At 64.0% G+C, this 19,634-nt stretch carries 16 protein-coding genes; 11 read left to right on the top strand and 5 right to left on the bottom strand.

Features of this window, described 5'->3' with window-relative positions:
• Window positions 1–23: 23 nt before the first annotated feature.
• The 10 genes from kdpB to C2L64_RS11595 all read left to right on the top strand — a co-directional run bounded on the left by kdpB (window position 24) and on the right by C2L64_RS11595 (window position 13,248).
• On the top strand, window positions 24–2,108 hold the full coding sequence (kdpB, locus tag C2L64_RS11640) for a potassium-transporting ATPase subunit KdpB (RefSeq protein ID WP_007583465.1): 2,085 nt from the start codon (window positions 24–26) through the stop codon (window positions 2,106–2,108).
• Between the two features lie 41 nt (window positions 2,109–2,149).
• Window positions 2,150–2,731, top strand: a complete 582-nt coding sequence (gene kdpC / locus C2L64_RS11635) for a potassium-transporting ATPase subunit KdpC (protein ID WP_007583467.1) — start codon at window positions 2,150–2,152, stop codon at window positions 2,729–2,731.
• Window positions 2,732–3,708: 977 nt separating this feature from the next.
• A complete protein-coding gene (locus C2L64_RS11630) occupies window positions 3,709–6,579 on the top strand; it encodes a DUF4118 domain-containing protein (protein WP_007583469.1) in 2,871 nt (956 codons plus the stop codon).
• The gene (kdpE, locus tag C2L64_RS11625; RefSeq protein ID WP_007583470.1) at window positions 6,576–7,274 is read left to right on the top strand and encodes a two-component system response regulator KdpE; all 699 of its coding nucleotides are present in this window, start codon (window positions 6,576–6,578) and stop codon (window positions 7,272–7,274) included. The genes C2L64_RS11630 and kdpE overlap by 4 nt, the downstream gene beginning before the upstream one ends.
• Window positions 7,275–7,434: 160 nt before the next feature.
• Window positions 7,435–7,755: a quaternary ammonium compound efflux SMR transporter SugE gene (gene sugE / locus C2L64_RS11620; RefSeq protein ID WP_007583471.1), complete on the top strand. Its 321-nt coding sequence runs from the start codon at window positions 7,435–7,437 to the stop codon at window positions 7,753–7,755.
• A 254-nt stretch (window positions 7,756–8,009) separates the two neighbouring features.
• Window positions 8,010–8,621, top strand: coding sequence for a DUF4126 domain-containing protein (locus C2L64_RS11615; protein ID WP_007583473.1), 612 nt, complete (start codon window positions 8,010–8,012; stop codon window positions 8,619–8,621).
• 128 nt (window positions 8,622–8,749) lie between these two features.
• Complete coding sequence (locus C2L64_RS11610; protein WP_039900736.1) at window positions 8,750–11,251, top strand: ABC transporter permease; 2,502 nt, start codon at window positions 8,750–8,752, stop codon at window positions 11,249–11,251.
• A 61-nt stretch (window positions 11,252–11,312) separates the two neighbouring features.
• A complete protein-coding gene (locus C2L64_RS11605; protein ID WP_007583477.1) occupies window positions 11,313–11,723 on the top strand; it encodes a group II truncated hemoglobin in 411 nt (136 codons plus the stop codon).
• Window positions 11,724–11,884: 161 nt separating this feature from the next.
• Complete coding sequence (locus C2L64_RS11600; protein ID WP_007583479.1) at window positions 11,885–12,616, top strand: alanyl-tRNA editing protein; 732 nt, start codon at window positions 11,885–11,887, stop codon at window positions 12,614–12,616.
• On the top strand, window positions 12,613–13,248 hold the full coding sequence (locus C2L64_RS11595) for a DUF924 family protein (protein ID WP_007583481.1): 636 nt from the start codon (window positions 12,613–12,615) through the stop codon (window positions 13,246–13,248). Before C2L64_RS11600 ends, C2L64_RS11595 begins: the two co-directional genes overlap by 4 nt.
• Before the next feature lie 6 nt (window positions 13,249–13,254).
• On the opposite strand, the gene C2L64_RS11590 is transcribed toward C2L64_RS11595, so the two are convergent.
• The 3 genes from C2L64_RS11590 to C2L64_RS11580 are packed head-to-tail and all read right to left on the bottom strand — an operon-like array spanning window position 13,255 to window position 15,346.
• Window positions 13,255–14,001: an SDR family oxidoreductase gene (locus C2L64_RS11590; protein ID WP_007583483.1), complete on the bottom strand. Its 747-nt coding sequence runs from the start codon at window positions 13,999–14,001 to the stop codon at window positions 13,255–13,257.
• Window positions 14,002–14,042: 41 nt separating this feature from the next.
• A complete protein-coding gene (locus tag C2L64_RS11585; RefSeq protein ID WP_007583485.1) occupies window positions 14,043–14,627 on the bottom strand; it encodes an LOG family protein in 585 nt (194 codons plus the stop codon).
• Between the two features lie 2 nt (window positions 14,628–14,629).
• Window positions 14,630–15,346, bottom strand: a complete 717-nt coding sequence (locus C2L64_RS11580) for a TetR/AcrR family transcriptional regulator (RefSeq protein WP_007583486.1) — start codon at window positions 15,344–15,346, stop codon at window positions 14,630–14,632.
• A gap of 384 nt (window positions 15,347–15,730) precedes the next feature.
• On the opposite strand from C2L64_RS11580, the gene C2L64_RS11575 reads away from it, so the two are divergent.
• Entirely contained in the window at window positions 15,731–16,870 is a 1,140-nt protein-coding gene (locus C2L64_RS11575) for an IS481 family transposase (protein ID WP_103153690.1), read from the top strand.
• Window positions 16,871–17,081: 211 nt separating this feature from the next.
• Here C2L64_RS11575 and C2L64_RS11570 read toward each other — a convergent pair whose 3' ends face one another.
• Together C2L64_RS11570 and C2L64_RS11565 are read right to left on the bottom strand one after the other, a co-directional pair.
• Complete coding sequence (locus C2L64_RS11570) at window positions 17,082–18,029, bottom strand: IS110 family RNA-guided transposase (protein ID WP_039901856.1); 948 nt, start codon at window positions 18,027–18,029, stop codon at window positions 17,082–17,084.
• 876 nt (window positions 18,030–18,905) lie between these two features.
• Window positions 18,906–19,619 carry a diacylglycerol kinase gene (locus tag C2L64_RS11565; protein ID WP_079499147.1) on the bottom strand — a complete coding sequence of 238 codons (714 nt, stop codon included), beginning with the start codon at window positions 19,617–19,619 and terminating at the stop codon, window positions 18,906–18,908.
• Between the last annotated feature and the right edge of the window lie 15 nt (window positions 19,620–19,634).

Genomic DNA, 19,634 nt, shown 5'->3' with positions numbered 1-19,634 from the left:
CGGCGAAGCAATTAGAGGAAGAAATGACTGACCATTCCGCTACCCGGTCCATGTTCGATCCGGCGCTCGTGCGCCCGGCGATCGTGGACTCGTTCAAGAAACTCAAGCCGCACACGCAGTTCCGCAATCCGGTGATGTTCTGCGTGTACGTCGGCAGCATCCTGACGACGATCCTCTGGATCGCCGCGCTGCTGGGCCAGGCCGAGGCGCCCGCGGGCTTCATTCTCGCGGTGTCGCTGTGGCTGTGGTTCACGGTGCTGTTCGCGAACTTCGCTGAAGCGCTCGCCGAAGGGCGCTCGAAAGCGCAGGCGGCATCGCTGCGCAGCGCGAAGAAAGATGTGATGGCGAAGAAGCTCAACGAGCCGCATCCGAAGTCGCCGATCCGCATCATGACGGCCTCCGACCTGCGCCGCGGCGACGTGGTGCTGGTCGAAACGGGCGACGTCATTCCCGCCGACGGTGAAGTGATCGAAGGTGTGGCGTCCGTCGACGAGTCGGCCATCACGGGTGAATCCGCGCCTGTGATCCGCGAATCGGGCGGCGACTTCTCATCGGTGACGGGCGGCACGCGCGTGCTGTCGGACTGGATCGTCGTGCGCGTCACGGCCAATCCTGGTGAAGCGTTCCTCGACCGCATGATCGCGATGGTCGAAGGCGCGAAGCGTCAGAAGACGCCGAACGAAATCGCGCTGACCATTCTGCTCGTCGCGTTGACCATCGTGCTGCTGCTCGCCACCGCGACGCTGCTGCCGTTCTCGATGTTCTCCGTCGAAGCCGCGAAGGCGGGGCATGTCGTGACGATCACCGCGCTCGTCGCGCTGCTCGTGTGCCTGATTCCGACGACGATCGGCGGTTTGTTGTCCGCAATCGGCGTGGCAGGCATGAGCCGCATGATGCAGGCGAACGTGATCGCGACGTCGGGCCGCGCCGTTGAAGCGGCTGGCGACGTCGACGTGCTGTTGCTCGACAAGACGGGCACGATCACGCTCGGTAACCGCCAGGCATCGACGTTCATTCCGGCGTCGAGCGTGACCGAAGAGACGCTCGCGGACGCCGCGCAACTGTCGTCGCTCTCCGACGAAACGCCGGAAGGCCGCAGCATCGTCGTGCTCGCGAAGCAGCGCTTCAACATTCGTCAGCGCGACATGGCCGTTCTGCATCCCGTGTTTATCGCGTTCAGCGCGCAGACGCGCATGAGTGGCGTCGATCTCGCAGGCCGTGAAATCCGCAAGGGCGCTGCCGACGCAGTGAAGCAATACGTCGAAGCGAACGGCGGGCGTTTCCCGACCGATGTGTCGAACGCGGTCGCGGAAGTCGCGCGTCGCGGCAGCACGCCGCTCGTGGTGGCGGAAAAGACGGAAGGCCCGGCGCGCGTGCTCGGCGTGATCGAGTTGAAGGACGTGGTGAAGGGCGGTATCAAGGAGCGCTTTGCCGAACTGCGCAAGATGGGCATCAAGACCGTGATGGTGACGGGCGACAACCGTCTGACGGCGGCGGCCATCGCAGCGGAAGCGGGCGTCGACGATTTCCTCGCCGAAGCCACGCCGGAAACGAAGCTCGCGACGATCCGCGCGCATCAGGCGGAAGGCCGGCTTGTCGCGATGACGGGCGACGGCACCAACGATGCGCCGGCGCTCGCGCAGGCCGACGTCGCGGTCGCGATGAACACGGGCACGCAGGCCGCGAAGGAAGCGGGCAACATGGTCGATCTCGATTCGAATCCGACCAAGCTGATCGAGATCGTCGAGATCGGCAAGCAGATGCTGATGACGCGCGGCTCGTTGACGACGTTCTCGATTGCCAATGACGTCGCCAAGTACTTCGCGATCATTCCGGCCGCGTTCGCGACCACGTATCCGCAGTTGCGCGTGCTCGATGTGATGCATCTGAGTTCGCCGTCGTCGGCAATTTTGTCGGCGGTGATCTTCAATGCGCTGATCATCGTGGCGCTGATCCCGCTCGCGCTGAAGGGCGTGACGTATCGTCCGCTGGGCGCCGCATCGCTGTTGCGTCGTAATTTGCTGGTCTATGGGTTGGGCGGGATTCTGCTGCCGTTCCCGTTCATCAAGCTGATCGACATGGTGCTGACCGCGTGTGGCTGGGCCTGATGGCTGTGCGATCGTCGATAACTGAACGAGGAATCTGAATCATGAAATCGCTTTTTCGCCCGATGGTGGTGATCTTTGCCGTGCTGACGGCTGTGACCGGGCTTGCGTATCCTGCCGTGATGACGGCGTTCGGCCAGGCCGTCTTTCACGACCAGGCCAACGGCAGCATGCTCGAGAAGGACGGCAAGGTAGTCGGCTCACGGCTGATCGGGCAGCAGTTCGATGCGCCGCAGTACTTCTGGGGGCGTTTGTCGGCGACGGCGCCGATGCCGTATAACGCGCAGGGTTCGAGCGGCTCGAATATCGGGCCGATTAATCCGGCTCTCGCCGATGAGGTTAAGGGTCGTCTCGACGCTCTGAAGGCTGCTGGGCATATGCCTGCTGATACGGCTGTTCCTGTTGATCTCGTGACTTCTTCGGGTAGTGGTCTTGATCCGGAGATTTCGCCTGCGGCGGCGGCTTTTCAAGTTGAGCGGGTTGCTGCTGCGCGGAAGATGAATGCCAATGATGTGGCCGCTCTCGTTGATCGCTATACGCATGGGCGGCAGTTTGGGCTGTTTGGCGAGGCGCGGGTTAATGTGCTTGAGCTGAATCTTGCGCTGGATGACGCGCAGCGTGGGTGAGTTGTGACCTTCCCGGGGCGACGTTTTTTTGGTGATGGCGTTGGCCCCGGGCTTTTTTTGGTTTTTTTCTGTCTGCGACGCTGGGTTGGTTTGCTTGGGTTTGCGGTGGCATCAGGTTTGGTTTTGTTGCTCTTGCGCTGGCATCCGCGTTTTGCCTCTGTGCTGGCATCCGCGTCTTGCCTTCGTGCTTCAAGCGTTGCCCCTGTGCGGGGCGGCACCTACTTTTCTTTGCCGCCGCAAAGAAAAGTAGGCAAAAGAAAGCGGCTAACACCGCCAACACTTGGCGTTTGCCCACGGGCCCTCAACGTTCCCACGCTTCACACGGCAGCGCAGTTGTTTGCGTTCGCTGCCAACGCTCTAAATGAGCGCCTCACCCGCTTCGAATACCCGTACTTGAGCGAGCGGCAGCGAATGGTATATGCCGCCCAGGTGGCAAACTGTGTGTAGGTTGTCGCGGCGTACAGCTTGGCACACTTACATGGTGGAACGCGTGCGCTATCGGTCCGGAGTGGAGCGTGTGTAGCACCTGGGCCGACACATAGTTTGCCACCTGGGCGGCAGTGGACTGTCTGGCATGGCATGCTGGGTTGCGGGTGCGTGAAGCGGATGAGGCGCACCGCAAGAGCGCTGGCAACGAACGTGAATCGAGAAGTTGCCGCGTGAAGTAAGGGACCGGTTGGGGGCCCTCAGGCACGAAGAAGATTTGGCGGTGTTAGCCGCTTTCTTTTGCCTACTTTTCTTTGCGGCGGCAAAGAAAAGTAGGTGCCGCCCCGCACAGGGGCAACGCTTGGAGCACGCTAACAAATCGCGGATGCCAGCAAAAAAGCCAAGCGCACACGGGCAACGTGTGAAGTGCAGACACCACCTCGCGGATACGAGCAAAAACACCAGCAAACCAACCCAGCGTCGCAGACAAAAAACAAAAAAACCATGTCACCATACCCGCACGGAAGTGCAAAACCCCCAAACCCAACACCATGTCCCGCCCCGACCCCGACGAACTGCTCGACAAACTCCAGCGCGAAGAAGAAAAACGCCAGCGCGGCAAGCTGAAGATTTTCTTCGGCGCATCAGCCGGCGTCGGCAAGACCTATGCAATGCTGCAAGCAGCACGTCGCCGAAAAGACGAGAACATCGACGTAGTCGTAGGAATAGCGGAAACCCACGGCCGCAGCGAAACAGCCGCGCTGCTCAAAGACCTCGACGTGCTGCCGCTCGCCCGCATCGAATACCGCGGCCGCCTGCTAGGCGAATTCGACCTCGACGCCGCGCTCGAACGCAAACCGCAGTTGATCCTCGTCGACGAACTCGCCCACTCAAACGTACAAGGCGCACGCCACGCCAAACGCTGGCAGGACGTCTACGAACTGCTCGATGCCGGCATCGACGTCTATACGACCGTCAACGTCCAGCACCTCGAAAGCCTCAACGACGTCGTCGGCCAGATCACCGGCATCCGCGTGTGGGAAACGGTCCCCGACCGCGTCTTCGACCGCGCCGACGAAGTGACGCTCGTCGACCTGCCCGCCGAAGAACTGCTCGACCGCCTGCGCGACGGCAAGGTCTACATGCCGCAACAGGCCGAGCGCGCCGTGCGCAACTTCTTCCGCAAGGGCAATCTGATCGCGTTGCGCGAACTGGCGCTGCGCCGCACGGCCGATCGCGTCGATGCGCAAATGCGCGAGTACCGCGCCGATCGCTCGATTCAGCGCATCTGGCAGGCGCGCGAACGGCTCCTCGTGTGCGTCGGGCCCGGCCCCGAGGCGCCGCTGCTGGTGCGCGCGGCCGCGCGTCTCGCGGCGAGCCTGAAGGCGGACTGGATCGCCGTCTACGTCGAAACGCCAAAGCTGCAACGGCTCTCCGACGCACGCCGCGAACGCACGCTCGACGCGCTCAAGCTCGCCGCCGAACTCGGCGCGGAAACGGGAACGCTCGCGGGCGCCGACGCCGTCTCGACCTTGATCGGCTACGCCCGCGTGCGCAACGTGTCGAAGCTGATAGCGGGCGGCTCGTCGGCCACCGGCCTCGCGCGCTGGTTACGCCGCCCGTTCGGCGAGCGCCTCGCGGAACGCGCAAGCGACCTCGATCTCACGCTGATCCGCGCAAGCAACGACGAAGCAGGAACGACCCGCGATCGCCGCGCCGACGAAGAAGGACGCGCATGGCGAGATGCGCTGATCGCCGCGCGCGATCGCCGTTCGCCGCCGCGCAATTACGCGTGGGCAGTCGCGATCTGCGCGGGCGTGACGCTGATCGCGAGCCAGCTGATCGACCGGATCGATCTCGCGAACCTCGTAATGCTGTATCTGCTCGGCGTGATCTTCACGGCCGTGAAGTTGGGACGCGGGCCCGGCGTGATGCTGTCGTTCCTGTCCGTCGCCGCGTTCGATTTCTTCTTCGTGCCGCCGCGCATGTCGTTGTCGGTGTCGGATACGCAATACCTGCTGACCTTCCTCGGCATGCTGCTGACGTCGCTCGTGATCGGCCATCTGACGTCGAGCCTGCGGCACGAGGCGAGCGTCGCGCGCAGGCGCGAACAGCGCACAGGCGCCATGTACGCAATGGCGCGCGAACTGGCGGCGGCGCTGACGACGGAGCAGATCGTCGGCATCGGCAGCCGTCATGTGAGCGAGGTGTTTCGCGCGCGCGTCGCGGTGTTGTTGCCCGACAGCGCGGATCAGGTGAAGCAGAAAGTCGACGATCCCGACGAGACCATCATGCTCGACGCGACCTCGCTCGACGTCGATGTCGGCCAGTGGGTGTACGACCAGCAGAAGCCCGCGGGCCAGGGCACCGACACGCTGCCCGCCGCGAAGGCGCTCTATTTGCCGCTGCGCGCGCCGATGCGCACGCGCGGCGTGCTGGCCGTCTCGATGCAGGACAAGCACGAACTCGACGTGCCCGAGCAGCAGCGCATGCTGGACGCGTTCGCCGCGCAGATCGCGCTCGCGCTGGAGCGTGTGCATTACGTCGATATCGCGCGCGATGCGCTCGTGAACATGGAGTCCGAGCGGCTGCGTAACTCGCTGCTGTCGGCGATTTCGCACGATCTGCGCACGCCGCTCACGGCGATCGTCGGCTTTTCTTCGATGCTCGCCGGCCAGCCGCGCGACGCCAGCAACGAGGCGCAAGGCGAACTCGTCGACGCGATCCACGAAGAAGCGTTGCGCATGACGGGCATCGTCACGAATCTGCTCGACATGGCGCGTCTGCAGGCGGGCAGTCTGAAGCTGAACCGGCAATGGTCGCTGCTCGAAGAGACGGTCGGCTCGGCGCTGCGCGACTGCCGGCGCACGCTCGCGCGTCATCCCGTGCAGGTGTCGCTGCCCGCCGATCTGCCGTTGCTGCAGCTCGATGCCGTGCTACTCGAACGCCTCTTCGCGAACCTGTTCGAGAACGCGGCGAAGTACGTGCCGCCCGACACGCCGCTGACAATCGGCGCGCAGCGCATCGACGAGAACGGCAAGCAATTCGTGCGCGTAACCGTCGACGACACGGGACCGGGCTTGCCGCCCGGCATGGAAGCGCGCATCTTCGAGAAATTCACGCGCGGCGAAAAGGAATCAGCAAAGCCGGGCATCGGCCTCGGCCTTGCGATCTGCCGCGCGATCGCCGAGGCGCATGGCGGTAGAATTGGCGCGGCCAACCGCGTCGCTGCCGATGGCCGCATCGAAGGCGCGCGCTTCTGGTTCACGCTGCCCATCGAAACGCCGCCGCCCGTGCCTGACGGGTCCGACGTCCTCGACGACGACGCAGCGGTCGAACCGGACACCGAAGCGCACGCAGACCCGGACACCGATCCGCCTCATCGACAACAAGCCGACACGCATCCGAATACCCACTCATGAGTGACCTGAGCATCACTGTCGTACTGATCGAAGACGAACAACAGATTCGCCGCTTCGTGCGGGCATCGCTGGAAGGCGAGGGCATGGTCGTGTACGACGCGCCCACGGGCAAGCAGGGGCTGATCGAAGCCGCGACGCGCAAGCCCGATCTCGTGATCGTCGATCTCGGCCTGCCCGATACCGATGGCCTCGACGTGATCCGCGAACTGCGCGGCTGGAGCGAGCTGCCCGTGATCGTGCTGTCGGCGCGCACGCAGGAGAGCGAGAAGGTCGCCGCGCTCGACGCGGGCGCCGACGACTATCTGACCAAGCCGTTCGGTGTGTCCGAACTGCTCGCGCGGATTCGCGCGCATCTGCGCCGGCGCAACCAGGGCGGTGCCAACGAGACGCCGCAGGTGCATTTCGGCGGCGTGACCGTCGATCTGGCGCTGCGCCAGGTGTCGCGCGACGGCGAGCCCGTCCATCTGACGCCGCTCGAATACCGGCTGCTCGCGACGCTCGTGCGCCACGCGGGCCGCGTGCTCACGCACCGGCAGTTGCTGCGCGACGTGTGGGGGCCGTCACATGTGGAAAGCCATCACTATCTGCGCATCTACATGGCGCATTTGCGGCAGAAGCTGGAACGCGATCCGGCGCAGCCCGAGCATATCGTCACCGAGACGGGCGTCGGCTACCGGCTGGTCGGCGTCGCCTGATCCACCGTGACAGGGCGCGGCATGGCGTCGCGTTATATCGGATCAGGTATGAAAGGGCAGTGAAAATCGGGCCATTTTGATATAATGACGTACGGCAAGGACGACCTTGCTGCATCCGCTTTCAACGGGGACGGCCCCATCATCATTGGGAGTTCGTCTCATGTCCTGGATTCTTCTGTTTATCGCCGGTTTGCTGGAAGTCGCGTGGGCGGCCGGTCTCAAGACCTCCGAAGGTTTCACCCGCTTCTGGCCGTCCATCTTCACCATCGTGACGGCGCTCGGCAGCTTCGTGCTGCTTGCAATGGCGATGCGCCAGTTGCCGCTCGGCACGGCCTACGCGGTCTGGACGGGCATCGGCGCGGTCGGCGCGTTCATTTTCGGCATCGTGATGATGGGCGAGGCAGTGACGGCGGCGCGCGTCGGCAGCGCGGTGCTGATCGTCGTCGGACTGATCGGTTTGAAGCTCTCGTCGGGGCACTGATCGGCCGCCCGCCGGCTCGCCAAAGCACGCCATTCGTCTGGAAATTGCCGCAATCACGCTACAAACCGCCGCGCAGCCGTGCGGTCGGCGAATTGACGTGGCTATAATGAGACGGAAATCACCCTGAAATTGCTCCGCGCGGCCTTGATGCGCGGGTCCGGCGGCTTCGGCGGGCGGAGCCACTGGCGCTTCCCACCGTTCCATGGCACAGCCGCCGGAACTGACGGCACGCGATGCGCGCCTCGGAGGCGGTCATGCTTGAACCTCTTTCGCTTGCAGCGGGCCTCTCCTGGGGCAGCGGCTTGCGCCTTTATCTGACCGTCCTGATTGCGGGCGTGTTCGGGCGCGCCGGTTTCATCCATCTTCCCGATACGCTGTCCGTGCTGCAGTCGCCGTGGGTGATCGGCGCGGCGGCCGTCCTGACGCTCGCCGAATTTCTCGCCGACAAGATTCCCGCGTTCGATTCGCTGTGGGATGCCGTTCACACGTTCATCCGCATTCCCGCAGGCGCCATGCTGGCCGTCGGCGCGCTCGGCCACGCCGATCCGGCGCTGATGACGGTCGCCGCGCTGGCAGGCGGCACGCTCGCGGGCGCGTCGCATCTGACGAAGGCCGGCACGCGGGCGCTGATCAATCTGTCGCCGGAGCCGGTCTCAAACATTGTCACGTCGTCGGCTGAGGACGGTCTCGTGTTCGGCGGATTGCTGCTTGCGCTTTTCGTCCCCGTGCTGTTCCTCGTGCTGCTGGTCGGCTTCCTCGTGTTGGCGAGCTGGGTGCTGCCGCGTCTGTGGCGCGGCGTGCAGGGCGGCTTTCGCGGCATGGCGACGCATATGGTGTCGCGATTCGCGCGGAGCCGTCACGATTGAGCGAAGCCGAACGCGTCACCACCGAGGCTCCGCCCGAGCTTCCGCCTGAATCTCCCCGCGACCGCCATGAGCGGCGCGCGCCCGCGCACCGGCTGTCGCTGGGCCATCTGCTGCATCAGTCGCTGCGCATGACGGCGCGCGACTGGCGCGCGGGCGAACTGACGATGCTGCTGCTCGCGCTCGTGCTGGCCGTCGCGGCGCTGTCCAGCGTCGGCTTTCTGGCCGACCGGTTGCATCAAGGTCTCGAGCGCGATGCGCGGCGCATGATCGCCGCCGATTTCATCGTCCGCTCCGACCATCCCGTCGATCCGCAATTCGCCGACAAGGCCAAAGCGCTCGGCCTCGACACGGCGACGACGGCTATTTTCCCCAGCATGGTCAACTCGACGGCTTCCACGCCTGGGTCACAGCCGGTCTCGCGGCTCGCGGCGGTGAAAGCGGTGTCGGCGGGCTATCCGCTGCGCGGCGAGCTAAAGATCGCGCTCACGGCGGGCGCGCCCGATCGTGAGGTACGCGGCATCCCGCCCCTTGGCGAGGTGTGGGTCGATCAGCAGATGCTGGACGCGCTGAAGGCGCGCATCGGCGACAAGGTGAAAGTGGGCGGGCGCGATTTCACGATTGGCGCCTTGATCACGCGCGAGCTGGATCGCGGTTTCGCGTTCGTCAATTTCTCGCCGCGCCTGATGATGCGCGCCGACGATCTCGCTTCGACGGGACTGACGGGCTACGGTAGCCGCGTCACGTATCGCCTGCTGGTGGCGGGCGGCGACGAGCCGGTTGCGTCGTTTGCGAAGTGGGCGCATGAGCGCGTCGACAACGGCAAGATGCGCGGCTACGCGCTGGAGTCGCTGCAGGACGGCCAGCCGCAGGTGCGCCAGACGCTCGACCGCGCGAGCCACTTCCTCACGCTCGTGTCGCTGCTGACGGCGCTGCTTGCCGCTGTCGCGATCGCGATGGCCGCGCATCGGTACATGCGGCGGCATCTCGATAGCTGCGCGGCGATGCGCTGCCTTGGCGCAAGCCAGCGAACCCTGCGCGCGCTGTTCCTGTTCGAATTCGCGGGACTCGGTCTGGTCGGCGGCGTGGCGGGCGTGGTGCTTGGCTTCGGCGGGCATCTCGCGCTCTTCTGGTGGCTCGGCAGCCTGATCGACGTGTCGTTGCCGTATCCGACTGTCTGGCCCGCGCTCGAAGGCATCGCCGTCGGTCTCGTGCTGCTGGTCGGTTTCGCGCTGCCGCCGCTGTTGCCGTTGACGCATGTGCCGCCCGTGCGCGTGCTGCGTCGCGAGTGGGGCGAAGAAGGGCGCACCGCGTGGGCGGCCTACGCGCTCGGCATCGTGCTGTTCGCGGGGCTGCTGATTCTCGCCGCGGGCGAACTGAAGATCGGCGGGATCGTCGCGGGCGGCTTCGCGGGCGGCCTGCTGCTGTTCGCACTGATCGCGCGTCTGGCGCTGTGGGGCGCGGCACGTGTCGTGCGCAGCGAGCGCTTTCATATCGGCATTGGCTGGCGCTATGCGCTTGCGTCGCTGGAGCGCCGCTCGAATTCGAGCGCGCTGCAGATCACCGCGCTCGCGATCGGCCTGATGTGCCTGCTGCTGATCGCGATGACGCGCAACGATCTGATCGAAGGCTGGCAGCGTTCGACGCCGCCCGACGCGCCGAACGAATTCATCATCGACATCCAGCCTGACCAGCGCGATCTCGTTACGAACTATCTGTCGGGGCACGGTTTTCCCGGCGTAGAGCTTGCGCCGATGGTGCGCGGCCGCCTGATCGCGATCAACGACAAGCCCGTCAATCCCGACGACTTCAAGAGCGAGGACGCGCGACGGCTGGTGGATCGCGAGTTCAACCTTTCGTACACGACACAGTTGCCGGGCGACAACCGGGTTGTGTCAGGCGAGTGGTACGGCAACGCGACGAATCCGCAGATTTCTATCGAACAGGGCCTCGCGAAGATTCTCAAGGTGAAGGTCGGCGACACGCTGCGCTTCGACGTGACGGGCCTGCAGGTCGACGCGCCCGTGACGAGCGTGCGCAAGCTCGACTGGAGCTCGTTCAAGGTCAACTTCTTCGTCGTGATGCCGCCCGCCGCGCTGAAGGACTATCCGGCGACCTTCATCACGAGCTTCCATGTGCCGCCCGGGCAGCGCGCGGTGATCGACGGGCTGATCGGTCAATATCCGAACCTCACCGCGATCGATACCGCGCCGATTCTCGCGCAGGTGCAGCGCGTGATCGGCCAGGTGATCGGCGCCGTGCAGTTCCTGTTCGGCTTCACGCTGTTCGCGGGCGTGCTGGTGCTGTACGCCGCGCTTGCGGGCACGCGCGACGAGCGTATGCGAGAATCCGCGCTGCTGCGCGCGCTCGGCGCGTCGCACGCGCAGGTGCGCGCGGTGCAGGTCGCGGAGTTCGTCGTGGTCGGTGCGTTGTCGGGGCTGATGGCGGCGATCGGCTCGCAGCTGATCGGCTTCGTGCTCGCGTCGCGTGTGTTCGACTTTTCGATCAACTTCAACCCGTGGCTCCTGCCCGCGGGTATTGCGGCGGGCGTGGTGTGCGCGGCCGTTGGCGGGTGGCTCAGCCTGCGGCATGTGCTGACGCGGCCCGCGCTGCAATCGCTGCGCGATGCGTGATGCTTGATGTGTGTAGCAGCGTCCGCCTCCCTGAAATTCCTTTGACTGTGTAGTTGCCCGTATGACTGATCCGATTGACGAAGCGCCGTCGCAGCCGACGGCCTTCGAACTGGTGGGCGGCGAAGCGCGCGTGCGCGAAATCGTCGACCGTTTTTACGACCTGATGGACCTCGAAGCCGACTTCGCCGATATCCGCAAGCTGCATCCGCCGACGCTCGACGGCTCGCGCGACAAGCTGTTCTGGTTCCTGTGCGGCTGGCTCGGCGGCCCCGATCATTACATCAGCCGCTTCGGCCATCCGCGTCTGCGCGCGCGGCATCTGCCGTTCCAGATTGCGTCGGTGGAGCGCGATCAGTGGCTGCGCTGTATGGCATGGGCGATGGACGACGTCGGCCTGCCCGAGCCGCTGCGTGAACGCCTGCTGCATTCGTTCTTCGATACGGCCGACTGGATGCGCAATCATCCGGGCTGACGTTCTGGCCGACAGCGAGCGGAAGTGTTGCGCGTCGTAAAAGCGTCGTGCCAGAGTGGCCGGTACAGTTCGGTCGGGAGCGCTTCGATCTGAACGCGGCGGGCGTTGGCGGCATCGGCATAATGTCCGTTGGCACGACGAAAGCACAAAGGAGACTCCCCATGACGACGCGCGCGCTGTTTCGCGACGACGCCTATCTGACCCACTGCGACGCGACCATCACCGCGCTCGACGAGCAGGGCATCCATCTCGATCAAACTGTGTTTTATCCCCTCGGTGGCGGCCAGGCGGGCGACGCGGGCGCATTTGCGCTCGCCGACGGCACGCGTATCGAGATCGCCGACACACGCAAGGCGAAGTTCGAAGGCGCGACACCCGACGACGTCGTCCACGTTCCAGCGCCCGGCCAGGAAGCGCTGCTCGCGCAGCTTGCGGTTGGCCAGAAGGTGACGGCGCAGATCGACTGGACGCGCCGCTACCGGCACATGCGCATGCACACGGCGAGCCACCTGATGTGCGCGGTGCTGCCGTATCCCGTCGATGGCTGCAGCATCACGTCCGACTACGCGCGCCTCGACTTCGCGACCGTCGAGCCGATTGAACGCGAACTCGTCGAAACGCGGCTCGCGGAACTGGTGGGCGGAGCGCACGCGGTGGCAACGCAATGGATCACCGACGATGAAATGGCGGCGCGCCCCGAACTGGTCCGCACGATGAGCGTGAAGCCGCCGATGGGCCTCGGGCGCGTGCGGCTGCTGCGCATCGAAGGCGTCGATCTGCAGCCGTGCGGCGGCACGCATGTGAACAACACGGAAGAGATCGGCGCGCTGCGCGTCGCGAAGCTGGAAAAGAAAAGCGCGCGCACGCGGCGGCTCGTGCTGGAGTTCGCATGAGCGTGCGTTTCGACGCGGCGGCGTACTCGCCGGAAGCGGACTACGAGGCACTCGATCCGACCGCGCGCGACGTGCTCGATTGCTGGTTCGGCACGCCGGGTTCGGATGAATATGGCAAGGACCAGACGCGCTGGTTCAAACGCAGCGACGCGTTCGACGCGATGCTGCGCGAGCGTTTCGGTACGTCGATCGAAGCGGCGCTCGCGCATGAGCTCAATGCATGGCTCGCGACGCCGCTCGGCTCGCTGGCGCTCGTGATCGTGCTCGACCAGTTCACGCGCAACTGTCATCGGCGAACGGCGCGCATGTACGACGGCGACGCGCAGGCGATGAGCATCACGCGCCGCCTGATCGAAGAGGGCAGCGATGTGTTGCTGCCGACCGTTTATCACCGCGCGTTCGCGTACATTCCGTTCGAGCACGATGAGACGGTGGAAGGGCAGCGTGAAGGCGTGCGTCTTTACACGCTGCTCGAAGCACAAGGGCTGGACCCTTCGTATGCGCGCTCGGCTGTGCGGCATGCGCAGATCGTCGAGCGCTTCGGACGCTTTCCGCATCGCAATGCGTTGCTTGGGCGCCTATCGAGCGATGAAGAGATCGCGTTTTTGCGTGAGCCGGGGTCGTCGTTCTAGATTTGCTCAGCGGCCCGCGCTGACATCCAGCAGTGCGCCGTTCACATACGACGACGCGTCACTCACCAACCAGACGATTGCTTCAGCGACTTCGTCGGCCGTTCCCGGACGGCCTAGCGGCGTCTGCACGCCGAGCACCGCGGCGCGGTCGGGACGGCCGCCGCTCGCGTGGATGTCGGTGTCGATCAGTCCGGGGCGCACTGCGTTCACGCGGATGCCCTGCGGGCCGAGTTCTTTCGCGAGGCCGATCGTCATCGTGTCGACCGCGCCCTTCGAGCCGGCGTAATCGACGTATTCGTTCGGCGAGCCAAGCCGCGACGCCGCCGACGATACATTGACGATCACGCCGCCATGTCCGCCACGATCCTTCGACATGCGCCGCGCCGCCTCTCGCGCGCACAGATACGCGCCGTACACATTGACGTCGAACATGCGCTTCAGGCGCGTGGCGTCCATATCGGCGAGCGGCATCGAAGGCGCGACGATACCCGCGTTGTTGACGAGCGCGTCGATGCGGCCAAACGCATGCTCCACCGCATCGAACATCGCGATGACTTGCGCTTCGTCGGCGACGTCGCCCGCGATCAGGCGCGCGTGGCCGCCTGCGCGCCCGACTTCGGCGGCCGTTTGTTTGGCGGCCGCTTCATTAGTTGCGTAGTTCACGCCGACCGACCAGCCGTGCGCGCCGAGCATGCGCGCCGTCGCGCGACCGATGCCGCGGCTCGCGCCCGTGATCAGAACCACTTTCGTCATGCTTGCCCCTCGCTATGCAGCAGGAAAGCGCTCAACGTGCATCACACGCGCTCGCGGTTGTCCGCCCACTTGTCGCTTGTGGGCGGTTGGTAGCGTTGCAGCTTCTCGATCAGGGCGGCGGGATCGCTGTCGACCTGCAGGATGTCGAAGTACGTCTGGCGCATGAAGCCCTCCTGCACCGTGTGTTCGAGCATCGCGATCAACGGATCGTAGAAGCCGTCGATATTCAGCACGGCCACTGCCTTCTGATGATAGCCAAGCTGCGCCCACGTGTAGACCTCGAACAGCTCTTCGAGCGTGCCTGCGCCGCCCGGCATCGCGACGAACGCGTCGGAGAGATCGGCCATCATCTTCTTGCGCTGATGCATGTCGGGCACGACGTGCAGTTCCGACAGGCCGTTGTGGCCGACTTCCTTGTTGACCAGCAACTCGGGGATCACGCCAATCGCGCGGCCGCCCGCGGCCATGACTTCGTCGGCGATCACGCCCATCAGGCCGACCTTGCCGCCGCCGTAGACGAGCGACAGGTTCGCCGCGACGAGCGCGCGTCCGAACGCCTTCGCGGCCTCGCGGTATAGCGGTTTGACTCCGTTGGAGGAGCCGCAATAGACACAGACTGCCTTCATCGTTACCTGTCCTTCGATTCGTTGCGAGGTTCGCGCGGCGGCAGATAGTCGTAGAACTCGCGCTGCGGATGCTTGCCCGACACCAGATCGTCGAACAGTTCGCGCGAGCGTCCGCGCAGATACGGCGCCATCAGCGACACGATCTGCACGCTGACCTGATGCAGTTCGGCCTGGATCGCTTCCTGTTCGTTGTACTTGCGCGGATTCATGACGAACTGATACGACAGCCAGTAGGTCGCGATCACGCCGATGTTGGTCGCGATGACTTTGAGCTCGTCGGGTGTCGCGACCATTTCGTTGTCGGCCACGAGCTGCTCGCAGAACTGGCTCGCGAAGCGCACCTTGTGGCTGATGATCTGTTTGAAGTGTGTTTCCAGCGTGCGGTTGCGTGCGAGCAGATCGTTCAGGTCGCGATACAGGAAGCGGTAGCGCCATGTGAAATCGACCATGTACTGCAGATACGACCACATTTCGTCGATGGTTGCGCGATGGTCGTCCGGGAAACGCAGACGCTTTTCGATCTCCTGCTCGAACTGGCTGAAGATGCTGTTGATGATGTCGTCTTTGTTGCGGAAGTGGTAGTACAGGTTGCCTGGACTGATTTCCATTTCCTCGGCGATCGTCGTCGTCGTGACGTTCGGCTCGCCGATCTCGTTGAAGAGCTTCAACGATAGCTCGAGAATCCGTTCGCGCGTGCGGCGGGGAGGTTTGGCTTCCATATCGTCCTTGGCGGGCTTGCTGCGCTGCCCGGGCTGGGGTTTTGGGGTTTGTTCAGGCTGTGTTCCCGATTATAAACCGACCGTTCGATGGGATTTGGTTCTGTCTGCGACGCTGGTTTGGTTTTGGGTTTTTGCTGCGCGGGCGGTTTTGTTTGGGGTTTTGGCTGTGCGCGGGCATCCGCGTTATGCCTTTGTGGCGCGGCTGGTTTGGTTGTTCTAGCCTTTTCGCTGGCATCCGCGTTTTGCCTTCGCGCTTCAAGCGTCGCCCCTGTGCGGGGCGGCACCTACTTTTCTTTGCCGCCGTGTACAGACTGGAGACATAGCTGACAGGTGTACAGGGACATGACTGACACTTTCGGGTAATCAAACGCCCGGATTCCAACCATGCCCTGGGATGCAAAAGACACCATGAATCTCCGCGAAGACTTCGTGCGCGATGCCGCCACGCAGGCGGTGCCGTTCAGCGAGTTGTGCCGCAAATACAAGATCACCCGTCAGACGGGCTACAAGTGGCTTGGACGCCATAAGAGCGAAGGCGTCGACGGACTGGCCGACCGCTCCCGCCGCCCGCATCACAGCCCCACACGCTCACCGGAGCACATCGAAGCGCTGGTGCTGGACCTGCGCTGCCAGCACGGCTGGGGCGGACGCAAGATCGCACAGCGCCTGCGCGATCTGGGCCAGACCGAGGTGCCCGCACCCGCCACCATCACCGAGATCCTGCGGCGCCACGGGATGATCGACGAACAGGCGTCGCGCCAGCGCCAGCACTGGCAACGCTTCGAGCACGAGCATCCGAACTCGCTGTGGCAGATGGACTTCAAGGGCGACTTCCCGACCCTGGAGAGCGGGCGCTGCGCGCCGCTGACGGTCATCGACGATCACTCGCGCTACAACATCGTGCTGAGCGCCTGCTCGCGCACCACCACGCAGGTCGTGCAGGAAGCGCTCGAGCAGGCGTTCCGCTGCTACGGGCTACCCTCGCGTATCAACACCGACAACGGCGCGCCGTGGGGCTCGCCCAGCGCGCCGGGACAGTTCACCGAGCTCGCGGTCTGGCTGATCCGGCTGGGTATCCATGTGAGCTACAGCCGGCCGTATCACCCGCAGACCAATGGCAAGGACGAACGGTTTCACCGCTCGCTGAAGGCCGAAGTGCTGCAGCGGCACGCCTTCAGCACGCACGAGCACGTGCAGCAGGCACTGGATCGCTGGCGGCAGGTGTACAACACCGAGCGTCCACACGAGGCACTCGGGATGGCCACGCCGATTACCCGCTACGCGTGCAGCCTGAGCAGGATGCCCGATCGCCTCCCGGAGCCCGAATACGAGTCCGGCGATGAAGTTTTACTGGTCAACTCAAGCGGCGTGGTGCGCTTCCGGGGCGAGAAACTGAAGCTCTCGATTGCGCTCAAGGGCTTGCATGTGGCAGCCCGCCCGAGCGAGGACGAAGACGGGGTGATCGAGTTCTGGTTCGCCCATCAGCGTGTCGAAAAACTTGACCTGAAGGAGCCCAAACCCTGACCATCATGTGTCAGCGATGTCCCTGTACATGTGTCAACGATGTCTCCAGTCTGTACACCGCCGCAAAGAAAAGCAACCGTATTGGAAGTCAAGCGGGAGGCTGTTCCGGGGTGCTGGATTCTCAATGTGGTTGCCGGTTCCGTACAGGCGAGCGCAAACCACGCGAGTGATCGCGTTCAGGCACAGCATCCAGGCAAAGCTATACCGCCGGTTAGTTCGTCGATGGGTTCCAGGGTGTTGAGTTATGGACCATGGCGTTGAGCGTCACGATGAGCTTGCGAATGCACGCGGTCATGGCCACCTTGAAGGGTTTGCCGGCCTGACGCAGACGGTCGTAGAAGGCCCTGATGGTCGGATTGAAGCGCAGCGCGGGGATGCAAGCCATATAAAGCGCGCGCCGCACGATGGCACGACCGCCCTGAATGCGACGCTTGCCGGTGTGCTTGCCGCTATCGGAATTGAACGGAGCAACACCGGTCAGCGCGGCGATCTCGCGGCGGTTCAATGAACCGAGTTGTGGCATGAACGCGATCAGTGTGGCCGCGGCGCCGGGACCGATGCCGGGCACCGAGCGCAGCAGGTCCTCCTTCTGACGCCACGCGGGCGAAGCGCGCAGGAACGAATCGATGTCCCTGTCGGCGACGGTGAGCTGCTGTTTGAGCCATTTGATATGGTCATTCAGGCTTTCCTTAGCCGCGGCATGAGCGCGCTCCAGGCGGGCTTTTTCGGCCACGAGCATGTCGATGAGCTGGGCACGGCGCAGCAGCAGGGCTTGCAGCTGCTCGGTCTGCACATCGTTGAGCGGGCGCACGACGGGTTTGATGACGGCGGCGAAATGGGCGATGACGAACGCGTCGATGCGGTCGGTCTTCGCCCGTTTGCCGGTGGCTCTGGCAAAGTCGCGCACCTGTCGGGGATTAACCGCGACAGCGGGCAGGCCGGCCTGGCAGAGCGCCCTGAGCACGGCGAGTTCGAGCTTGCCGGTGGCCTCCATGACGATCAGGGTGGGACCCAGCGCGATCAGACGCTGGACCAACTGTTCGATGGCGGCGGTTTCATTGTCGACACTGAAATGTTCGGTCGTGTCGTGGATGGCAACGTCGAGCGTGCTACCGCTGACGTCGATGCCGATATAAAGGGACGAAGAAGTCTGGTTCATCACGGTACCCATACTTGCAGGAAAATACGAGCTCGAGGCTCAGTCAACTGTTCGGGTTAAGACGATGAGAAGGACAGTCGCTCAGGCTTTTCTGCGAGCTCAAGGCACTATAGGCAGACGAGCTGACTGTCCGTGTGGCGACAACTGATCGGGTCGGTGCCACGGAGGGGAATATACAAGTAGGCAAAAGAAAGCGGCTAACACCGCCAACATCTCTCATTGCCTGAGGGCCCCCAAAGGGTCCCACGCTTCACACGGCAACCACGTGACTCATGTTTGTTGCCAACGCTTTGAATTGACGCCTCACCCGCCGCGCGCGCCCGCGTCACAGCACGCCGTGCCAGATATTCCACGGCCGCCCAGGTGGCAAACTGTGTGTAGGCCGTAGCACCTCACACGCCTCACTTCGGACCGATAGCACACGCGTTCCCCCATGTAAGAGCGCCAAGTTATACGCTGCGACAACCTACACACAGTTTGCCACCTGGGCGGCAGAAACCATTCGCTGCCGCTAGCCCGTGCACAGGCATTCGAAGCGGGTGAGCCGCTTGGTTCGCGCGTTGGCAACGAGCGCCAACAGAGATGTTGCCGTGTGAAGTGTGGGACCGGTTGGGGGCCCTCAGGCAGGAAGAAGTATTGGCGGTGTTAGCCGCTTTCTTTTGCCTACTTTTCTTTGCGGCGGCAAAGAAAAGTAGGTGCCGCCCCGCACAGGGGCGACGCTTGAAGCACGAAGGCACAACGCGGATGCCAGCGAAAAGGCTAGAACAACCAAACCGGCCGCGCCACGAAGGCTCAACGACGGATGCCAGAGAAAACCAAAGCAAACCAACCCAGCCCATCCCAGCGTCGCAGACACATCGAAACGAAAAACCACCTCTACTGCATATCCCGAACCCACCCACTCACCCAATGCACAACAAGCGGCCCAACGAGCAAACCCCAAGTCATCACGCAGATAAAAAGCGCAACCATAACAGCGGCACTTCCAAGATCCTTCGCGCGCCGCGACAGTTCATGGCGTTCAAGCGAAATCCGATCAATAGCCGCCTCAACGCTCGAGTTGAGCAACTCGACAATCAGCACAAGAAACACAGATCCAAGCAACAGAACACGAGACACCGGCTCGACAGGCACCAAAACGCCGCAAGGCAAAAGAATCGCAGCCAGCGTTAGCTCCTGCCGAAACGCGCTCTCCTCACGAATCGCGACCCGAAACCCGGCAAACGAATTCTTCATCGCATGCCACGCGCGGGTGATCCCGCGATTGCCCTTGTATGGATTGAAGGGCAGCGGCGCGAGCGGATCATCGGGACCCAATGGCTCGAGCGATTCCGCCGCGTCGGATTGCGCGCCATTCAGCGCGTTTTTACCGTCCGGCGCGGCATCGCGCGTAGTAGATGACATGGCAGAAACAGGAGCAGAGCTGGGCTCTCCAGCATACCGCGCCCGTGCCCGCGGCGCGCCGTCCTCGTGCATATCATGCACATCGTCGAACGGTTCGCCATACGGCTGCGCGTCCGATACTGCCGTCTTCGCGTCGCGCAGCGATTCCTGCGGAGCGCGCAATGCGTTCGATGGTCTCGTTTGCATGGGCGTGGCGAGAAG

It is taken from the genome of Paraburkholderia hospita (assembly GCF_002902965.1).
Taxonomy (GTDB): domain Bacteria; phylum Pseudomonadota; class Gammaproteobacteria; order Burkholderiales; family Burkholderiaceae; genus Paraburkholderia; species Paraburkholderia hospita.
This window is presented reverse-complemented; position numbering and strand designations above follow the sequence as displayed.

Coding starts and splice junctions, on each gene's coding strand:
- kdpB (WP_007583465.1), top strand. CDS start 24: ATGACTGACCATTCCGCTACCCGGTCCATGTTCGATCCGGCGCTCGTG.
- kdpC (WP_007583467.1), top strand. CDS start 2,150: ATGAAATCGCTTTTTCGCCCGATGGTGGTGATCTTTGCCGTGCTGACG.
- C2L64_RS11630 (WP_007583469.1), top strand. CDS start 3,709: ATGTCCCGCCCCGACCCCGACGAACTGCTCGACAAACTCCAGCGCGAA.
- kdpE (WP_007583470.1), top strand. CDS start 6,576: ATGAGTGACCTGAGCATCACTGTCGTACTGATCGAAGACGAACAACAG.
- sugE (WP_007583471.1), top strand. CDS start 7,435: ATGTCCTGGATTCTTCTGTTTATCGCCGGTTTGCTGGAAGTCGCGTGG.
- C2L64_RS11615 (WP_007583473.1), top strand. CDS start 8,010: ATGCTTGAACCTCTTTCGCTTGCAGCGGGCCTCTCCTGGGGCAGCGGC.
- C2L64_RS11610 (WP_039900736.1), top strand. CDS start 8,750: ATGACGGCGCGCGACTGGCGCGCGGGCGAACTGACGATGCTGCTGCTC.
- C2L64_RS11605 (WP_007583477.1), top strand. CDS start 11,313: ATGACTGATCCGATTGACGAAGCGCCGTCGCAGCCGACGGCCTTCGAA.
- C2L64_RS11600 (WP_007583479.1), top strand. CDS start 11,885: ATGACGACGCGCGCGCTGTTTCGCGACGACGCCTATCTGACCCACTGC.
- C2L64_RS11595 (WP_007583481.1), top strand. CDS start 12,613: ATGAGCGTGCGTTTCGACGCGGCGGCGTACTCGCCGGAAGCGGACTAC.
- C2L64_RS11590 (WP_007583483.1), bottom strand. CDS start 14,001: ATGACGAAAGTGGTTCTGATCACGGGCGCGAGCCGCGGCATCGGTCGC.
- C2L64_RS11585 (WP_007583485.1), bottom strand. CDS start 14,627: ATGAAGGCAGTCTGTGTCTATTGCGGCTCCTCCAACGGAGTCAAACCG.
- C2L64_RS11580 (WP_007583486.1), bottom strand. CDS start 15,346: ATGGAAGCCAAACCTCCCCGCCGCACGCGCGAACGGATTCTCGAGCTA.
- C2L64_RS11575 (WP_103153690.1), top strand. CDS start 15,731: ATGCCCTGGGATGCAAAAGACACCATGAATCTCCGCGAAGACTTCGTG.
- C2L64_RS11570 (WP_039901856.1), bottom strand. CDS start 18,029: ATGAACCAGACTTCTTCGTCCCTTTATATCGGCATCGACGTCAGCGGT.
- C2L64_RS11565 (WP_079499147.1), bottom strand. CDS start 19,619: ATGCAAACGAGACCATCGAACGCATTGCGCGCTCCGCAGGAATCGCTG.